Annotated in this window: 12 protein-coding genes and 1 riboswitch; of the genes, 3 read left to right on the forward strand and 9 right to left on the reverse strand. The window is 42.6% G+C overall.

Features of this window, described 5'->3' with window-relative positions; translation table 11 throughout:
• Positions 1-112: 112 nt before the first annotated feature.
• The 4 genes from L7A31_RS11220 to L7A31_RS11235 form a co-directional block, all read right to left on the reverse strand.
• Positions 113-1,597 (reverse strand): carboxypeptidase M32, encoded by a 1,485-nt coding sequence (locus L7A31_RS11220; RefSeq protein ID WP_237361601.1) that lies wholly within the window; start codon positions 1,595-1,597, stop codon positions 113-115.
• Positions 1,598-1,729: 132 nt separating this feature from the next.
• A complete protein-coding gene (locus L7A31_RS11225; RefSeq protein ID WP_237361602.1) occupies positions 1,730-4,831 on the reverse strand; it encodes an efflux RND transporter permease subunit in 3,102 nt (1,033 codons plus the stop codon).
• A complete protein-coding gene (locus tag L7A31_RS11230; protein WP_237361603.1) occupies positions 4,824-5,903 on the reverse strand; it encodes an efflux RND transporter periplasmic adaptor subunit in 1,080 nt (359 codons plus the stop codon). The genes L7A31_RS11225 and L7A31_RS11230 overlap by 8 nt, the downstream gene beginning before the upstream one ends.
• 1 nt (position 5,904) lies before the next feature.
• A complete protein-coding gene (locus L7A31_RS11235) occupies positions 5,905-6,936 on the reverse strand; it encodes an efflux RND transporter periplasmic adaptor subunit (protein ID WP_237361604.1) in 1,032 nt (343 codons plus the stop codon).
• 263 nt (positions 6,937-7,199) lie between these two features.
• Between L7A31_RS11235 and L7A31_RS11240 the strand changes: the two genes are divergently transcribed.
• Positions 7,200-7,844, forward strand: coding sequence for a LysE family translocator (locus tag L7A31_RS11240; protein ID WP_237361605.1), 645 nt, complete (start codon positions 7,200-7,202; stop codon positions 7,842-7,844).
• 63 nt (positions 7,845-7,907) lie between these two features.
• Here L7A31_RS11240 and L7A31_RS11245 read toward each other — a convergent pair whose 3' ends face one another.
• From L7A31_RS11245 to L7A31_RS11265, 5 genes are all read right to left on the reverse strand, one after another.
• Positions 7,908-9,437, reverse strand: a complete 1,530-nt coding sequence (locus L7A31_RS11245) for an HD domain-containing phosphohydrolase (protein WP_237361606.1) — start codon at positions 9,435-9,437, stop codon at positions 7,908-7,910.
• A gap of 192 nt (positions 9,438-9,629) precedes the next feature.
• Positions 9,630-12,488: a sensor histidine kinase gene (locus tag L7A31_RS11250; RefSeq protein ID WP_237361607.1), complete on the reverse strand. Its 2,859-nt coding sequence runs from the start codon at positions 12,486-12,488 to the stop codon at positions 9,630-9,632.
• Positions 12,489-12,495: 7 nt separating this feature from the next.
• Positions 12,496-12,708 carry a hypothetical protein gene (locus L7A31_RS11255; protein WP_237361608.1) on the reverse strand — a complete coding sequence of 71 codons (213 nt, stop codon included), beginning with the start codon at positions 12,706-12,708 and terminating at the stop codon, positions 12,496-12,498.
• 107 nt (positions 12,709-12,815) lie between these two features.
• Entirely contained in the window at positions 12,816-14,198 is a 1,383-nt protein-coding gene (locus tag L7A31_RS11260) for an alanine/glycine:cation symporter family protein (RefSeq protein ID WP_237361609.1), read from the reverse strand.
• A 110-nt stretch (positions 14,199-14,308) separates the two neighbouring features.
• Positions 14,309-14,404: riboswitch (glycine riboswitch) on the reverse strand.
• 303 nt (positions 14,405-14,707) lie between these two features.
• Positions 14,708-15,559 carry a fumarylacetoacetate hydrolase family protein gene (locus tag L7A31_RS11265; RefSeq protein ID WP_237361610.1) on the reverse strand — a complete coding sequence of 284 codons (852 nt, stop codon included), beginning with the start codon at positions 15,557-15,559 and terminating at the stop codon, positions 14,708-14,710.
• A 105-nt stretch (positions 15,560-15,664) separates the two neighbouring features.
• Here L7A31_RS11265 and L7A31_RS11270 point away from each other — a divergent pair, with 105 nt between their 5' ends.
• Both L7A31_RS11270 and L7A31_RS11275 read left to right on the forward strand, forming a co-directional pair.
• Positions 15,665-16,576 carry a LysR family transcriptional regulator gene (locus tag L7A31_RS11270; protein ID WP_237361611.1) on the forward strand — a complete coding sequence of 304 codons (912 nt, stop codon included), beginning with the start codon at positions 15,665-15,667 and terminating at the stop codon, positions 16,574-16,576.
• Between the two features lie 120 nt (positions 16,577-16,696).
• Positions 16,697-16,855: a hypothetical protein gene (locus L7A31_RS11275; protein WP_237361612.1), complete on the forward strand. Its 159-nt coding sequence runs from the start codon at positions 16,697-16,699 to the stop codon at positions 16,853-16,855.
• Positions 16,856-16,865 lie beyond the last annotated feature (10 nt).

A 16,865-nucleotide genomic window follows, 5' to 3' on the forward strand; every position in this document is an offset into this window, starting at 1 on the left:
TAAGTACAGACAGTTACGACTGTGCCAAAGCATAATATTGTTTTCCAGCCTGTTTTACAAACGGTTATGCCTCTATGGTGGCATAACCGTTATTACAGCTCAGATAAGTAATCTACCCTAAGTAGCGCTGCGTTAAGTGGCGTTTAAAGTGGTCGGTATTTAGAGTTTCACCAGTGGCTTGCTTCACAAGTTCGTCTGTAGAATACAAGCTACCTTTTGTCCAAATATTTTCATGTAACCACTCAAAGATAGACGTCAGATTGCGTGAATGTATCACTTCGCTTACATCAAGATCTTGCTTCATTGAAGCCATAAACTGTGCCGCATACATCGCCCCTAAGGTATAAGACGGGAAATAGCCAAATGCGCCGTCTGTCCAGTGGATATCTTGCATGCAACCGTTCTTGTAGTTTCCTTGAGTTGAAAGCCCCAAATAGTGCTGCATTTTGTTATCCCACAGTTCAGGTACATCTGAATGAGTGATTTTACCGTTAATTAAGTCGCGCTCTATTTCATAACGGAGGATGACGTGGGCAGGGTAGGTAAGCTCATCTGCGTCGACGCGAATAAAGTCCTTTTTAACTCTAGTATAAAGTTTATATAGGTTTTCTTGTGAAAATAGAGGGTTATTGGCACCAGAAAAGTGTGCTTTAGCTAGCTTAGAAAGATGAGCAATAAATTCGTTGCTACGGCCTAGCTGCATTTCAAAAAATAGGGATTGGGATTCATGAATGCCCATTGAACGAGCTTCACCACTAGGTAAGCCTGATAAGCTACTTGGTCTTCCTTGTTCGTAACGAGCATGTCCTGTTTCATGTACGATTCCCATCAACGATTGAACGAATTCACTTTCATCGTAGCGAGTTGTGATACGTACGTCTGTATTCACTCCTCCACAAAAAGGGTGGACACTTTCATCTAGTCTACCGTGGTTAAAGTCGAACTGAAGCAACTTCATGACTTCTAAACCGAGTGATTTTTGCTTTCGACTGCTAAAGATTCCCTCAGGTTTTATATATTTTTCTGAATTTTGTTTTTCAATAGCTTGGTCGATTAGGTTTGGTAGCCAGCTTTTAACGTCATCAAAAATGTTATCTAAAGATTTAGAATATGTACCGGGTTCATAGATATCGAGCATTGAGTCATAAGGATTTAACCCTGTAGCATCAGAACGGATTTGAGCTTCTTCTTGCGATAGCTTCACTACTTCAGCCCAGTTTTTTTCGAAACCTTGCCAATCATTGTCGTTTCGCTGGGTGCGCCATGCGTGTTCACATTTTGAACCAGCAAGTGATTTCGCTTGGACAAGATCTTCTGGTAGAACATTGGATTGAAGCCATTGACGTTTCATCTCACGGAGTGTTGCGTTGTCTGTGCTCGATTTCACTTCTTCAGACGCCTGTTCAAATAAATCGGATAAATGAGGCTGTGTCATTAAAGAGTGAATATGCACAGAAAGTTCTGCCATTGCTTCAGAACGTGCTTGATTACCTCCACTTGGCATCATTGCAGCGGCATCCCAGCCACAAATGGCAGATAAGTGGCTAAAACGAGAGATCTTTTGAAAATGTTCAATGAGATTTTGAAAAGCTTGCATTGACGTCCTTCCGTAGTTGGTGAGATAGAAAAGTCAGTTTATCAGGGAGTTGCGCTAGAGGCCAAATGTAAACAATACTTTGAAGTCGCCCTCTCAAAGTCGTCTAAAGAAACTCTGAGAGGGCAAGTAGGCTTATGCAGGAGTAGTCACTCGGTGGAACATCTTGTAGAGAACCGGAACTACAATTAACGTCAACACAGTCGCAAAACCTAAACCAAACATTATGGTTACTGCCATTGGTTTAAAGAAGATATCTGGTAGGAGTGGAATCATGCCTAGGATCGTTGTGATTGCAGCCATGCAAACTGGGCGCACCCTGCTTAGTGAGGCTTCAACGATTGCATCATAGGCTTGCTTACCTGATTTTATTTCTATTTCAATTTGATCTAGTAGCACAATACCGTTTTTCAGCAGCATACCTGACAAGCTCAGAAAACCTAGCAGAGCCATGAAGCCAAATGGAGTATTAAGTACCAATAAACCAATGGTTACACCGATTATGGCAAGCGGAACAGTTAGCCAGACAATGACAGGCTCTTTCACAGTTTTGAATAGCAATACAGTGATAATGAACATGAACAAGTAGCCCATCGGCATGGTAGTAAATAAGCTTGCTTGTGCGTCTCTTGAAGATTCATACTCGCCACCCCATTCAAGCTTGTAACCTGGAGGAAGTTTGATTGCATCAACTAATGGTGTTAGACGCGCTTGCAGGGTTGCGGCCGTTTCATCACCGAGAATATCGGGATCAGCCATGACTGTTAACATACGCTTTCTGTCTTTACGGATGATGAGTGGGTCTTCCCAGAACAGATCGTAACCCAATGCAACCTGCTGAAGAGGGATATAATCACTGATTGCAGGACTCCATATGTTAATACCATCGATATTTCGGATATCGACGCGTTCATCGTCAGGTAGTCTAGCCACAATTGGCATTAGCGTAGTACCGTCACGATATATACCCACGGTTTTGCCAGAGAAAGACATAGCTAAGAAGTCGTCAACATCTGATTTTGTGATGCCGTAACGCCTTGCTTGGCTTTCGTTAAATTGTGGCTCCAGTACTTTCGTACGTTCACGCCAGTCGTGACGTATATTCGTTGCACCGGGGTCATTGTGCATGATTTCACTGACTTGAGCGGCAATTGTTCTCAATACTGTTGGATCAGAGCCAATTATTCTTGCTTCAATTTTTGAGCCACTAGAAGGGCCAAGCTGAATTTGTTTTAACTTGTAGTCAATTTCTGGGTAATTTTGTTCTACATACTTTCGGAAATTAGCCATGAGTTTTGGTAGTGATTCATAATTATCCACGCGAGTAATGATCTCACCGTAAGCGGGATAACTTTTTTCCGATGAATAAGTGAGCATGAAGCGTGGTAAACCTTTGCCAGCTGTTGTAGTGACGTGCTCAACGGACTTTTGTTTGCTCAGCCAAGTTTGCAGTTCTTTAAGCTTAGTGTTCGTTGCTCGAATATCTGTTCCTTCCGGCATCCACACGTCAACGAGGAACATTGGTGTAGTAGAAGAAGGAAAGAATGACTGTTTGATGAAGGTGAATCCGTATAAGCTTGCGACCAATCCGCCAATTAGAACTATTACAGTCAACCATGCACGGCGCATACAAAACTCTAAAAATGCTTTGTAAGTGGTAAATACGAATCCATTGTACAGCTCAGTTTGCTCGCCCGTTTTTTCATTTTTCATCCCTTTGAAGAACAAATCAGCGAAAAATGGTGTGAGAGAGATAGCGGTAAACCAGCTGAGCATTAGAGAGATCAGAAGCACGGCAAATAGTGTTCCGCAGTATTCGCCTGTGGAGTCATCAGAAAGCCCAATTGGTGCAAAAGCGGTTATGGCGATAACTGTTGCGCCCAGAAGGGGCCATTTGGTTTGGGTAACAATATCGGTGGCAGCTTGAAGGCGTGTTCGCCCTTTTTGTGTCCCGATGAGTATTCCTTCTACTATGACTATGGCGTTATCTACTAACATACCGAGAGCGATGACCAAAGCGCCAAGGGAAATTCTTTGGAGATCGATGGCAAAGAACTTCATAAAGATAAAGGTGCCAAGTACTGTGAGCAACAGTATTAGTCCAATCAGTAAGCCAGATCTAAGCCCCATAAATAAGAGCAACACAACGATTACGATTGCGACGGCTTGACCCAGGCTCACAACAAAACCGCTGACCGATTTTTCTACTTCTACTGGTTGGCTATAAATTTTTGAAATATCAATACCTAAAGGTTGCTGCGCTTTCAACTCCGTTAAGCGTTGCTCTATTTTTTTACCGACGTCGACAACGTTGATACCTGTTGCAAAAGAAATACCTACGTTGATGGCAACTTTACCCTTGAAGTTGATAATATTGCTCGGCACTTCTACATAGCCCTGCCTAATATCCGCTACGTCACGAAGGTAGATTAAGCCATCTGTACCACTGTCAGTAACAATAAGATTACCTAACTGGGACACATCTTGAAATTCTCCTGTAGGCTGAATTCGAATATATTCGTTACCTATACGTGTAGCGCCAGCGTCACCAACGGCGTTCTGTGTTGAAAGTAAATTGAAAACAGTATCTGGAGAAATCCCCAAGCTGCTCAGCCTTTTCATTGATGCTTCAATGAAAACCTGTTCTTGTTGCGTACCGCTAACTGTGACTTTGCCTACGCCATCTACCAGCTCCAACTCTCGGCGTAAATAGTCGACGTAATCCAATAGCTCTTTGTAGCTGTAGCCATCGCCAGTCACGGCGAACAAAATGCCATAAACATCCCCAAAGTCATCAACAACTTTAGGTTCTTCAACACCAGGAGGCAGGTATCGCTTCTGGTCATTAACTTTTCGTCTTAGTTCATCCCAGATTTGAGGCAAAGCGTCTGGACCATAATTGTTTTTCATCGTGACGGTAATTTGAGACAAACCACGGCTCGATATTGAGTTTACCTCATCAACATAGGGAAGCTGTTGAACTGCTTTTTCAAGAGGGTAGGTGACCTCTTCTTCTACTTGCTGAGGTGTAGCCCCTGGATACGAAGTGACAACCATTGCATCTTTGATTGTGAATGCCGGATCTTCAAGGCGACCTAAGCCAAAAAAGGCCATTAAACCGCCAATCAAGAAGATAAGAGAGATCATCCAACTGATGACTTTATTTCGGATGAAATAAGCGGCGATGCCTGTTATTTCACTGTCGGATTGAGGCATGTTATTTTTGTTTTCACTCATTGTTATCCCTTCCTGATACAACCTGAACCTTCATCCCTTCACGCAGCTTCGTTATTCCTGCAATCACGACTCGATTTTCTGGCGTTAAGCCTTCTAATACTTGAATATGGTTATTGGTAGCTTTACCAACCTTGATAAGTTGTTTTGAAACTGTGTTGTCTTGATTTATGACCCAAACATATTTAGCGTTGCGCTCCAATGCGTCGCCATCAGCATTGAAAATCGCTTCGATAGGAACCAAAACTCGAGTATTCAAATTTATATTACTGTTTTCTTTAGCGGCGCGAATTTGTACAGCCATGCCATCAAGTATGATTTCATCCTTAGGCATTGGCATATCAAACGTAACGGTAAATGTTTCTGTTGTAGGGTTTGGCTCAGTGGTGAACTCTTTAATTGAAACTGGATACTCTTGCCCACTTGGTGTGCGGACAAACGCTTTAAATTGGGCAAGTTTTTCTAGTGTTGGCCGGTTGGTATATAAACGGTCGGGGATTTGAACCAATACATCAAGGTTCGATAGGTTTTGGATATTAATAATTTGTTGGCCGAGCTGAATGTTTTCAAACTTTTCTACGTCGACCACAGAAATTATACCGTCATATGGTGCGAGTAGTTTAGTAAAAGACAGCCGCAATTTTGCTAATTGAAGGTCTGCTAAAGCGATTCCTCTTTCAGCAGCCAATTCATCAAACTGAGATTGAGCAAGTAAGCCTTTTTTTACCAAAGGTTTCGAGCGTTGGTATTGGTTGTTGATGACTTTATAGCGAGCAGAGGCGTTGTCCACATCAAGTTTATAGTCCGTTGGGTCAAGTAGTGCAAGAACCTCACCTTTTTTAACTTTGTCGCCACCTCTAACATTAACTTTCACAACTTCACCGGCAACACGAAAGCTTAGCTCAGCTTTGGTGGCAGCGTTGGCAACTGCTGGAAAGTAGACATTGCCTTTGCTGGCATTTTCTTTTAGCGAGGCAGCTTTTACTTTTGTCTCTTTCAACTGCTGGGTTTGCTGTTTGTCTCCGCATCCTGCTAAAAACAATAGGGTGCAGAAAATGACTATCCAATGTTTCATTTTATAACCCTCTTTCCTTAACCCACTCTCTCACTTTTACTTCTGGAGTTATTGAGTTGACACCAGAAACAATGATGCGGTCGCCATCGTTTAACCCAGAGACGACTTCATTGGAAGCATTGAGCTCAATAATCGACTTTTCAACGCTGCCATCTTGATTCACTTTCCAAACACTTAAGATGCCATCTTCATTGATGATTGCTGGTGTAGGTAGAGGGGTGGCAGATTTTGAGTGAACAACAACATTCACGATGCCGGACATGCCCGGTAATATTCCAACATCTTCCGGCCTATTCATAACTAAAGTAACTTTATACGCGCCGGTTTTGGGGTCGGCTTGAGTACTGATTTCCTGAAAGGTAAGTGGATACGATTGAGAAGGGAAAGCATCAAATTTAATCGTGATCTTCGGGTGATCGTCGGCGTTGAATTTTGGCAACAAGTAGTCCGGAAGCTGAAATACTACCTTAAGTAGTTGGTCAGTCTGGATATTCATTAAGCCTTCTTTTGCCGCTATATATTGATAGTCGTCGCCACCTATATACGAGATAGTTCCATTGTATGGGGCAAGTAACTTGGTATAGCTGAGGTTTGCCTTTGCTTGATCCAAATCTGCTTTCGCTGTCTTCAAGTTGGCGGTAGCTTGGTCGAAATCCTGATCAGAAACAATCTTGTCATCGTGGAGTTTTTTGTATCTCTTGTACTGTACGTTGGCGAGCTTGTAACTGGCGTTAGCTTTTTTTTCTAAAAGCGAATACTCGTCAGGGTTAAGCGTCGCTAACAACTGGCCTTTTTCTACTTGCTGTCCAGCATTTACTTGGATAGTTTGAATTTGGCCAGATACGCGGAACGCTAATGCAGCTTTGTCGCCAGCTTCTGAAATGGCGGGGAAATTTCTGCTAAATTGGCTGTCTCCAACAGAAACCGAGAGCATTTTCGCTGGCCTTGATTCAGGCTCTGAGTTGGATTGAGGTTCTTGTTCGCATCCGAAGAGGAGCAAGGTGGTTGTGAGTAACACGAGGGTTTTACTCATAAAATTCATCCGTAAATTTCGTAGTCGAAAGAAATTAAATGACTCTGATATAGGGTCAATTCAGTTGTCTAGATATAACGTAAGTAAATAGTCTAGTTAAGTGTAATTGGTATTGGTTTGATGTGGTAAGCAGTTATCAATATTTGCGAAATCTACTATAGCCTGCAGCAATAAGGTACATGATAAATGTAACCATTTGATAGATTTTGTTACCTGTGTCCTGTAATGTGAATGCCCTGTTTTCGCAATCTTACTGAATTGAAATGTCTGTAGAACACTTTGGTGCGTTTCTCGTTGCTATTACTATTTTAACCCTAACGCCAGGCCTCGATACTGCGCTGGTCATTCGTAATACTACGCGTGGAGGATTCAAAGATGGATTTGTATCCAGCGTTGGAATATGTTCTGGCTTATTCGTTCATGCTACGTTTTCGGCTATTGGTATATCAGCCATATTGATGCAATCAGCTGAGCTATTCCATGCGGTAAAGTGGGTAGGGGCTATATATTTGATTTGGCTTGGTGTTAATAGCTTGCGTGCGACATTGGCAAATAATCAGAGCCTCGCAGTAGGTAAAGCAGGAGTTGGAAGTGTAGGAGTAAAACGTGCATTTAGAGAAGGTTTCCTTTCTAATGTGCTTAACCCCAAAACAGCCGTTTTTTATCTCGCCTTTTTGCCACAGTTTATCGATCCGCAAGGCTCTGTCATTACTCAGTCGCTATTTTTAGCAGGAATTCATTTTGTTATTGCGATGATCTGGCAATGCTCTCTTGCGGCGGCTCTTGGTTACGCCACTACGCTGCTGAAGAGTTCTACCTTTATGCGTTGGATGGAAGGGACGACTGGAGCTATTTTAGTTTCGTTGGGTCTTGCTTTAATGCTTGAAGAGTCGCCAAACTCTCTATAAAAAGAAATACCCGAGTGTTTGTTGCAGCTCGGGTATCGCTATCTTTTACTATTTATTCGATCGTCAGTGAGGACGTGGGCTGAACTTCTCGTTAATGTCCAGCGCAACGTCAATATTATCCAATAGAGTATCAACGATGTTAGGGTCTAAATGCGTACCTTTAGAAGCTTTCATCTGCTCGATCACCTCATCTATTGGCCAAGCCGGCTTATATACACGTTCATGAGTTAGCGCATCAAATACGTCTGCAACGGCTATAATTCTCGCCTCAATGCTAATCTCATCACCCTTTAAGCCTTGAGGATAGCCTGTACCGTCGACTTTTTCATGGTGTTGATGAGCTATAGTTGCAGCAGTTTGCAGAATGCTGCGCTTTGATCCAGCCAATATTTTGTAGCCGATTTCAGCATGTGTCTTCATTACCTCCCATTCTTCAGAATCGAGCTTGCCCGGTTTCAGCAATACTGAATCTGGTATTGCGATCTTGCCGACGTCATGCATTGGTGCGGCTTGTCGTAGTAGGTTAGCTTTCTCTTCTGGGTAACCGAGAAGCTTACATAACTGATATGAAAGCTCAGATAGACGTCTAACGTGGTTTGCGGTTTCTTCAGAGCGAGACTCAACCACATCGCCCAGCCTATAGATCAGTTCACCTTGGGTATCAATGATCTCTTGGCCCAAAAATAGGTTTTCGAATGCAAGGCTGACGCTGTATGAAAAGATGGTCAATAATTGGCTTTCCAACTCGGTAATCTTTCTTGCACCTTTAAGGTATAGTAAGCTGGTGGCACCCGAACTAGTGGAGAAGTAACCGACAAAAACATCATTTTCTATAATGCTGTTTTTTGCCTCGATAGCTTTTTCCAAATAGTGTTTCACGTCGCCATCTATGTTTTGGTCATTATGATCTCCAATACGAGCAAGAATTTGGTAGTCACTATGGGGCTCTCTCAATGTCGTGAGCCCACGAACACTGACTAGCATACTTTGGTCGTTCATTCTCAATAGAGATAAGACTTGCTGCAAGATTCCGTCGGAAAAAGCTTTAAGAGTGTGTTGTTGGAAAATAACCGCTGTTGATTGAATGACTCTTTCTAAGCCTTGTCGGTAGTTTTCTTCTAGCTCTCTTGCTTGTTCGACTTTAACGATGTCGCGATAAGATCGGATTGCGGCATAGACGGTGGTAAACAACTTTTGGCTACTAAGTTCAGTTTTTTCTTTGTAGTCATTGATATCGTAGTTGGTGATAACTTCTTGCTCTGGGGCTTGGCCTGGTTGACCAGTCCTAAGGACTATTCGAGTGAAGTGATTACCTAAATCTTCACGAATCCATCGAGCGACCTCTAGGCCAGCATTGTCAGTTTCCATCACGACGTCCAGAAACACCAAAGCAATATCTGGTGTGGTAGACATTTTTTCTTTGGCTTCTGCACCAGAATAGGCGTGCACAAACTCAAGTGGACGATCATCCAGTCTAAAACGCTTAAGCACCATTACAGATACTTGGTGTACATCTGGTTCATCGTCAACGATCAAGACTTTCCAAGGAAGCGCGGAAGGCTCTTCAAGTTCTCGAAGCAGTTTTAAAGGCATAAATTAGTCCCTAAATCGCTAGTATGCATCCAAGCCAAGATGCCGTAAATTATCGTTTTATATTAGTGTTTCCTCTTATTGGTATAGATAAAAATCGCAATATCTACAAGTTGATGTCATACAATTCTGCGTGAGCAAGGTCAAAGTGATATCTGCTGCACAATTAAAAAGGCACTGACTCATAAATCGTGTTTAGCTCTCAAAATTATCTTGATTTTCAGGCGGTTCTTCACTGTTTGTTCGTTTCAATGGGAAGGATATGTGGTAAGTGAGTCCTTCCCCGGGTGCTGTCTCAAAGTTAATACTTCCGAGCAGTTTTTGTGTCACGATGGTATGAATAAGATGAGCACCTAGGCCACTGCCTCCTTCATCTCGTTTGGTTGTAAAAAACGGGTCAAATAGGCTTTTAGCATGTTCTTCAATTAGCCCTTCACCATCGTCTTTATAGGTGATGTAAAGGTGTTTCTCCTTTTCAAACACTTGAATATCAATATTGCCCACTTGATCTGCTTTGAAGGCATGAATCACGCTGTTCATAATTAAGTTGGTAAACAGCTGTGAAATAGCACCAGCATAGCTGGTAAAGGATATTGTTTGATCGCAGGATATATTTATCTTGTGTTTTGCCTTTTGCAGTACTGGCTTCAATGAGAGGGTTATTTCATCCAAGTATTGAGAAATGTCAATCGTTCTCAATTCATCGGCCGATTGATCCACAGCAACTTGTTTGAAACTACGGATTAAATTTGATGCGCGCTCACTATTTTTGGTGATGATATCAACAGATTCAGTACATAACTCAAAGTAATCGAACAGTGCTTGTTCTGTGAGCTTCTCTTGTCGGTAAGTCCGACATACGTCGCTAGTTTGATGTTTAAGGTTCGTAGAAGCCGTGACACATATTCCCACTGGTGTATTGATCTCATGGGCTATACCTGCAACCAGTTTACCTAATGATGCCTGCTTTTCGGTCTCTATTAGTTGAGCTTGGGTACTGTTAAGTTTTGCAATCACACCCTGAAGCTCTTTTGTGCGAGTATCGACAAGTCCTTCAAGTTGCTTGTTGTATTGTGCTGCGAGCTTTTCTTTTTCCTTGGCGTAATTCAGCTGCATTCGAAGTTGCACCGGGCTTATTTTCAGTTGGCTGAGCAAAGACGCATAACTTTTTTCTAGCTCTTTGATTTCTGAATCAGTGAACAACTTGGATTCTTTGATAAGAACATGAGCCATTGCGGCGCCAGTGGCACCGCTTAGTAAACGCTCAGCGGTTTTCTCGATATTGGCTAGTTCTTGGGTATTGATTTGTGTATTGCGGTCTAACTTGTGTAGCTCTAGGACCACGTCTACCTTGTCGCGAGCTCCCTCTTCAGGGAAGTAACGCTCAAACAGGTTAAGCAATATCGACACTTTTTCTCGTAGGTTTATGTTTTTTGGTAAGTCGAGGACAGTTTCATCGGCTTCCTGCTGCCTTTGGTGCATGATGTCTAGAAACTCAGCATTATGCTTGGCTTCTTTGTCCGATTCATTGGTTACCATGCTACCAATGACGAGCCCGGAAATATTAAACACTAAAGTCCAGAAGGCTCCGTGACTCACTTTATCTATGTTTGAGCCAAATAAGTGCTCTGGCCTTAGTAGCTCAATGCCAAACAACCCAGTTTGAAGTATCGTATCATCCACCCAGCCACTTTTTGTGATTGCAGGGAATAACATGGTGTATGTCCATACTATGAAGCCAGCCGACAAACCAATTAGCGCGCCTTTGGAATTGACTTGCTCCCAGTACAGCCCTGCGATTATGACAGGGAAAAACTGTAGTACAGCGCAGAATGAGATTAGCCCAATGTTGACTAGTAAATAGGTTTCACCCAAGAACAAATAGAACATTTGTCCCGCGGCTAGAACTAGAAATACTCCTAACCAACGAATTTGAAGCAAATATTGACCAAAGTTTTTTGTTGGAAAAAATTTACGCAATGTGGGGAGAGCTAGGTGGTTACTAAACATATTCGATAGTGTCATACCCGATACCATTAACATTGCCATTGAGGCTGAAAATCCACCCACAAATACAATTACAGAAAGTGCTATCTGCTTTTCGCTTTGAGGTAAGGTGAGCATGTACATGTCTGGCTTATCTGGGCCAATAACTAATGCGCCAGCTGATGCAATTGGGATAACAAATATCGTGATGAGAAATAGATACAGTGGTAGCAGCCATTGAGCTTTCTTGATATAGCTCGATTGCGAGTTTTCGACAACCATAACGTGGAATTGTCGCGGCAACATAAAAAATGCAGAAGCAGCTAGAATGAGGAAGCTAACCCAGGTAATCGGGTTGGGCATTTTCGTAATGGCTTCAGCTTGTTCGGGCTTCAATTGAACTAATTGATTAAATATTGAAACAGGCCCATCAAACATAATAAAACAGACAAATACACCAACTAATATCATGGCTACCAGTTTAACCATGCTTTCAGCAGCGAGGGCTAGCATCATTCCGGGATGTCTTTCAGTAGGGTCTACATGACGCACGCCGAATGCAATGGTAAATAAAGCCACGCCCAACCAGATAAGCCAAGTAAAGCCTGAAGTCGACTGGTTTCCTGCTGTCATTATTTCAAAAGATGAGTTTATAGCTTTGAGCTGCAATGCAAGGTATGGAACGATGCCGACCATTGCGACAACAGTAGCTAGCCCAGCTAAAGCAAAACTTTGATTGAAGCGAGCGGAGATAAAGTCGGCAATGCTGTTTACGTGATAGGCTTGTTTGATGCGTAGCATACGCCTTAGCATTGGCCACATCATGAATATGAGGATCGTTGGCCCCAAGTATATTGTGTAGACGAGGATACCTGCACGCGAGGCTAATCCGACACTGCCGTAAAAGGTCCAACTCGTGCAGTAAACGGCTAAGGATAAAATATAGACAAATGCACTCGAAGAAACGTTCTTGGCTAATTTACTATCTGCTTCACCCCAGCGCGCAATGAGGTAGAGCATGCCAACATAGACAATGATGATTGCGATTAATAGATATGGACTCATCATGTGCTAGTTACCTAGAAAGTAAGTAAAGCAATGAAATAAGTATTCCCCAGCAAATAGCTATGCCCGCAACTAATTCACCAAGTGAAAACTGGCTTTCGATCATGACTGGCCAAGAAACAAATATGATGGCTAGTATTAGTAGTAAAAGTCTTAGGGCAATATATTCTGATTTTTTCTCATTCATCCATATAGCATCCGTGCCAACCCCTTGTATTAGCATAGAACATTTCTGGTGGTGCAGAGCAAATAAACGAGAGCCTGTTTGATATACAATTCAACAGGCTCTTGAGGTCTTAAAATTGGGAAGAGTATTGCTATCGAGGTGATTTAAGAAGCAGAAGGAATTTCTTTTGATACTCTCACTTTTCTTCTACTTGTGAAATATTGAGCAGTTTCGTCAGCGACGACGTGGCGAAGTGCGATTAGACCAATAAGGTTTGGTATTGCCATTAACCCATTCACGATGTCTGCAATTACCCATATCATATCAAGATGCAGGAAAGCGCCTGAGGCAACTAAAGCGATGAATATGTATTTATATAACCTGATGCCCTTCGTACCGAATAGGTAAACAACACAGCGTTCACCATAATAATTCCAACCCAAAATAGTGGTAAAAGCGAAAAACATCAGTCCAATCGAAACAAGCATTGGGCCAAATGTGTGACTTGGTAAGCCGACAGCAAACGCGTGAGTGGTCATGGCCGCACCAGCAAAATCACTGTTCCAAGCTCCCGTTATAATTAATGCAAGCCCAGTCATGGTACAAATGATGATGGTATCGAAAAAAGTGCCCGTCATGGAAACAAGCCCTTGTTTCGCTGGTGAATCAGTTTGCGCAGCAGCTGCTGCCATTGGCGCACTGCCTAATCCAGACTCATTGGAGAATACTCCTCGAGCGACACCAGATTGGATAGCGAGCATAATCGTTGCGCCTAGGAACCCACCACTTGCTGCGGTTGAGTTAAATGCTGAAGTAATGACTAAGTGAAAAGCATCACCTAGCTTGTCGAGGTTCGCGAGGATTAAGCCAAAGCAAGTTGCGACATAAAATATCGCCATAGCTGGAACGACTTTTTCTGCTACTTTCGAGATGGACTGAATACCGCCTAGGGTAACGAAAGCAACCAAAAGGGTAAGTACTGCTGCGGTAACGTATTTTGATATACCAAAGGATAGGGCACCAGCTTCGACAATCGCATTGACTTGCGGAAATGTGCCGATACCAAAGCAGGCAACACCCAACGCGAAAACGGCAAACATCGTTGCAAGGATTTTAGAATTAACGCCATTTTTTAGGTAGTACATCGGGCCGCCGACCATTTGTCCATTTTCGTCTACTTGACGAAACTTAACTGCTAGTAAGCATTCGGAGTACTTAGTTGCCATTCCAAACAAAGCAGCAAGCCACATCCAAAATAGCGCACCAGGGCCACCTAGTTTGATTGCAGTTGCAACGCCAACGATATTCCCTGTGCCAATAGTCGCAGATAGAGCAGTACACAAAGCTGAAAAGCTTGATATATCGCCTTCGCCTTTGGCTCCTTCCCCTTTACTAAACACCATTTTTAAAGCGGTGGGTAAATGCCTGATTTGCAAGGCACCTAGTCGGAAAGTGAAGTAAATACCAGTACCAACAAGTAGGACTAAAAGTGGTGGTCCCCAAATAAACTTATCAATACTTTGTAAAATGGGTTGGATGTTGCTCATTGATTCCCCTTAAATGAAACATAAAAATTAAGGAGAAGAGGGAAAAGATGATAGATTGGTCTACGGCAGGCAATAGTGCTGCTAAGAGACGTTTACTTAAACAATATATTTTCCACTCCTCTGTCCTTTTGCCTGAGAGTTTCACTTCGATACAGAAGCTTGCTCCTTCGGCGACCGACTTAACGGTTCTCTCCAGAGAGTCCTCCAACTGCAGTCCACGCTTCAAATATTAAGCACCTGAAAGATTTACTTCTTCGGTGGGCTATGCTGAATGTTTCCCAGCAACTTGCCTCTCTCCTGCAGTCTTCATAGGACGTGAGCTTTTGGCTCACGATTCAACTCACATGGTGAATTGAATTTGTGAACTCTATCAGCTTTTTTTGCTAATTCAATCTTTAACTGGTTAATTATTTCTGTGTGGTTGTTTTATGTTCAATTATGCGATAAAAGTTTCTTGTAAGAAGCTTTGTGCAAAGGGGTAGTTGCGCGATTCGTTGTTAAATACTCATCTAGGCTTTTACTACGGTTTGGTGTTGTGTACCTAAGCCTTCGATATGGAAGCTGACGGTATCGCCCGGCTGTAAATACTGCTCGTTCCAATGCTGAGCGTTGCCCGGCCCGGAACCCAAAGCAATAATATCTCCAGGGTTTAAAGTCATAAAGCGACTCAATTGGCTAACGCACTCGGTAACACCGCGAATATAGTCGCTTGAGTTGAAATCTTGCCTAATCTCTCCATTTACTTTTAAGGTCATTTGCAGGTTTTCAGGGTCATCTATTTCGTCTTTTGTTACTAACGTAGGGCCAAGTGGTGCGAAACCATCAAAGCATTTGGCCATACACGTTTGACCTCCAATTTCCGCACCACCATCTTTAAACTGCCAGTATCTGTCTGAAAGATCGTTAAAGCATGCGTAGCCAAACACATACTCCATCGCATTTGCTGCTGAGATATTTTTGCCTTGCTTACCAATTACCACGGCGAGCTCACCTTCCCAGTCCACTTTTTGGTTCATCTCAGTATATGGAATAGGGTCCATAGCTCCCCATATGGCAGAGCGAGGTTTAAAGAAAAACATTGGCTCTTTGAGTTCTACTCCAATCTCTTGGTTGTGAGTGCTTGAGTTCGCACCGATGCAAATAATTTTGCCGATATCAGCGACGCACTCTAAGACGCGATCTATGTCGCCAAGTGGCAGTGCGACTAGATGAGCTTTGTTCAATTGCTTTAATTGATCAGTGTGAGCTTTTAACGTTGAAATATCTTGAGATGTGACTTGCTCAGTAATATCGTAAATTATTGAACCTTCGAGTAAGCCGAGCCTTGTTGAGGCGTTTTTAACGAAGCGAATAAATTTCATAATTAGTCAGACTTTTGTGTAATAAGTGGTAGAACCGATATTAGCTAATTGGTAATGTTTGCGTAATGAGCAATAATAGAATTGTCTTTTCGAAAAATTAGAATAATGAAATCTATCGAACCATTACGCTGTTTCGTTAAAGTTGTCGAACAAGGCAGTTTTTCTGGAGCAGCGAAAGAAATGAACATGGCGATATCTTCTGTCTCTCGCTATGTTCAGCTGCTTGAAAGTGAATTGAACAGCTCACTGTTTATCCGTAATACACGTCATATCACCCTTACTGAAATGGGGAGCATGGTTTACCGCCGAGGACTTGAAATCTGCACACAGATTGACAGGTTAGGTGAGTCGGTGGCCGAAAAGCGTCATCAAGTGCAAGGGAAAGTAAAGCTGACAGCACCACTTTGGTTTGGCTCTCATATGATTAGCCCCATTTTAGTAAAACTGAGGCGACAATGGCCCGAATTGTTAGTGCAGATTGACTACAATGACAAGGCACGAGATCCGTATGACCAAGAATATGACTTGTATGTGCAAATTACTAACCCCAAAAGCTCATTGCTCATTGCTAGACCCTTAAAATCAGTAGAGTATTGGCTTTGTGCGAGCCCTGAATATATTTGTGAGCATGGGACAGTGAATGAAATACACAGTTTAACTTCTCATCAATTGCTAAAACAAAGTGCGCCAACAGGTTACCAAGGGTGGTATTTCTACGACGAAAAAAATAGATGTGTGCAAATAGATACATCAAAAGGGGAGTTCTCTAGCAATGCATCGATTTCGTTATGGCAAGCAGCTCTACATCATGCTGGCATCGTTATGTTAGCAAGGAAAATGATCGAAGAAGATGTGGCTAACGGGAAGTTGGTGAGGCTGCTAGAGTCATACCGTTGTATACCTTACCCGCAAGACTCTTTTCTTCACTTAGTGTATGCCAAAGGCAAAACACAGGAGCCAAAATGTAAGGTTGTCGTAGACGCGATATTATCGGAATTGGGCGCACACTCGCGCTAAAGAGGCCGGGTTTAATTTGGTTAAGTTATTGCAAAACCCTGAACTTTAAATCTTATTCGTTTCAACAAAGTAGTATATTATCTTTAACAGTGCCGGAAGACATGTCGCGAGGGAGCAGCCATGACTAGATTGATTGCAATTGTTTTATTGTCGGCGTTAGCCTATTTGTTATTTCGTTATCGAACCAATGAAAAGCTGCAAAAAGGAGCAGTTATCGTTTTAGGCTCAGCTCTCCTTATCTATATCGCGTCCATCGTAATCTCAGAGTTGTCCCGCTAAAGGGTATGAG

The organism is Vibrio marisflavi CECT 7928 (assembly GCF_921294215.1).
GTDB lineage: Bacteria > Pseudomonadota > Gammaproteobacteria > Enterobacterales > Vibrionaceae > Vibrio > Vibrio marisflavi.

Excerpts from the sequence above, each read along its gene's own strand:
- L7A31_RS11220 (WP_237361601.1), bottom strand. The coding sequence starts at position 1,597 with ATGCAAGCTTTTCAAAATCTCATTGAACATTTTCAAAAGATCTCTCGT.
- L7A31_RS11225 (WP_237361602.1), bottom strand. The coding sequence starts at position 4,831 with ATGAGTGAAAACAAAAATAACATGCCTCAATCCGACAGTGAAATAACA.
- L7A31_RS11230 (WP_237361603.1), bottom strand. The coding sequence starts at position 5,903 with ATGAAACATTGGATAGTCATTTTCTGCACCCTATTGTTTTTAGCAGGA.
- L7A31_RS11235 (WP_237361604.1), bottom strand. The coding sequence starts at position 6,936 with ATGAGTAAAACCCTCGTGTTACTCACAACCACCTTGCTCCTCTTCGGA.
- L7A31_RS11240 (WP_237361605.1), top strand. The coding sequence starts at position 7,200 with ATGTCTGTAGAACACTTTGGTGCGTTTCTCGTTGCTATTACTATTTTA.
- L7A31_RS11245 (WP_237361606.1), bottom strand. The coding sequence starts at position 9,437 with ATGCCTTTAAAACTGCTTCGAGAACTTGAAGAGCCTTCCGCGCTTCCT.
- L7A31_RS11250 (WP_237361607.1), bottom strand. The coding sequence starts at position 12,488 with ATGATGAGTCCATATCTATTAATCGCAATCATCATTGTCTATGTTGGC.
- L7A31_RS11255 (WP_237361608.1), bottom strand. The coding sequence starts at position 12,708 with ATGCTAATACAAGGGGTTGGCACGGATGCTATATGGATGAATGAGAAA.
- L7A31_RS11260 (WP_237361609.1), bottom strand. The coding sequence starts at position 14,198 with ATGAGCAACATCCAACCCATTTTACAAAGTATTGATAAGTTTATTTGG.
- L7A31_RS11265 (WP_237361610.1), bottom strand. The coding sequence starts at position 15,559 with ATGAAATTTATTCGCTTCGTTAAAAACGCCTCAACAAGGCTCGGCTTA.
- L7A31_RS11270 (WP_237361611.1), top strand. The coding sequence starts at position 15,665 with ATGAAATCTATCGAACCATTACGCTGTTTCGTTAAAGTTGTCGAACAA.
- L7A31_RS11275 (WP_237361612.1), top strand. The coding sequence starts at position 16,697 with ATGACTAGATTGATTGCAATTGTTTTATTGTCGGCGTTAGCCTATTTG.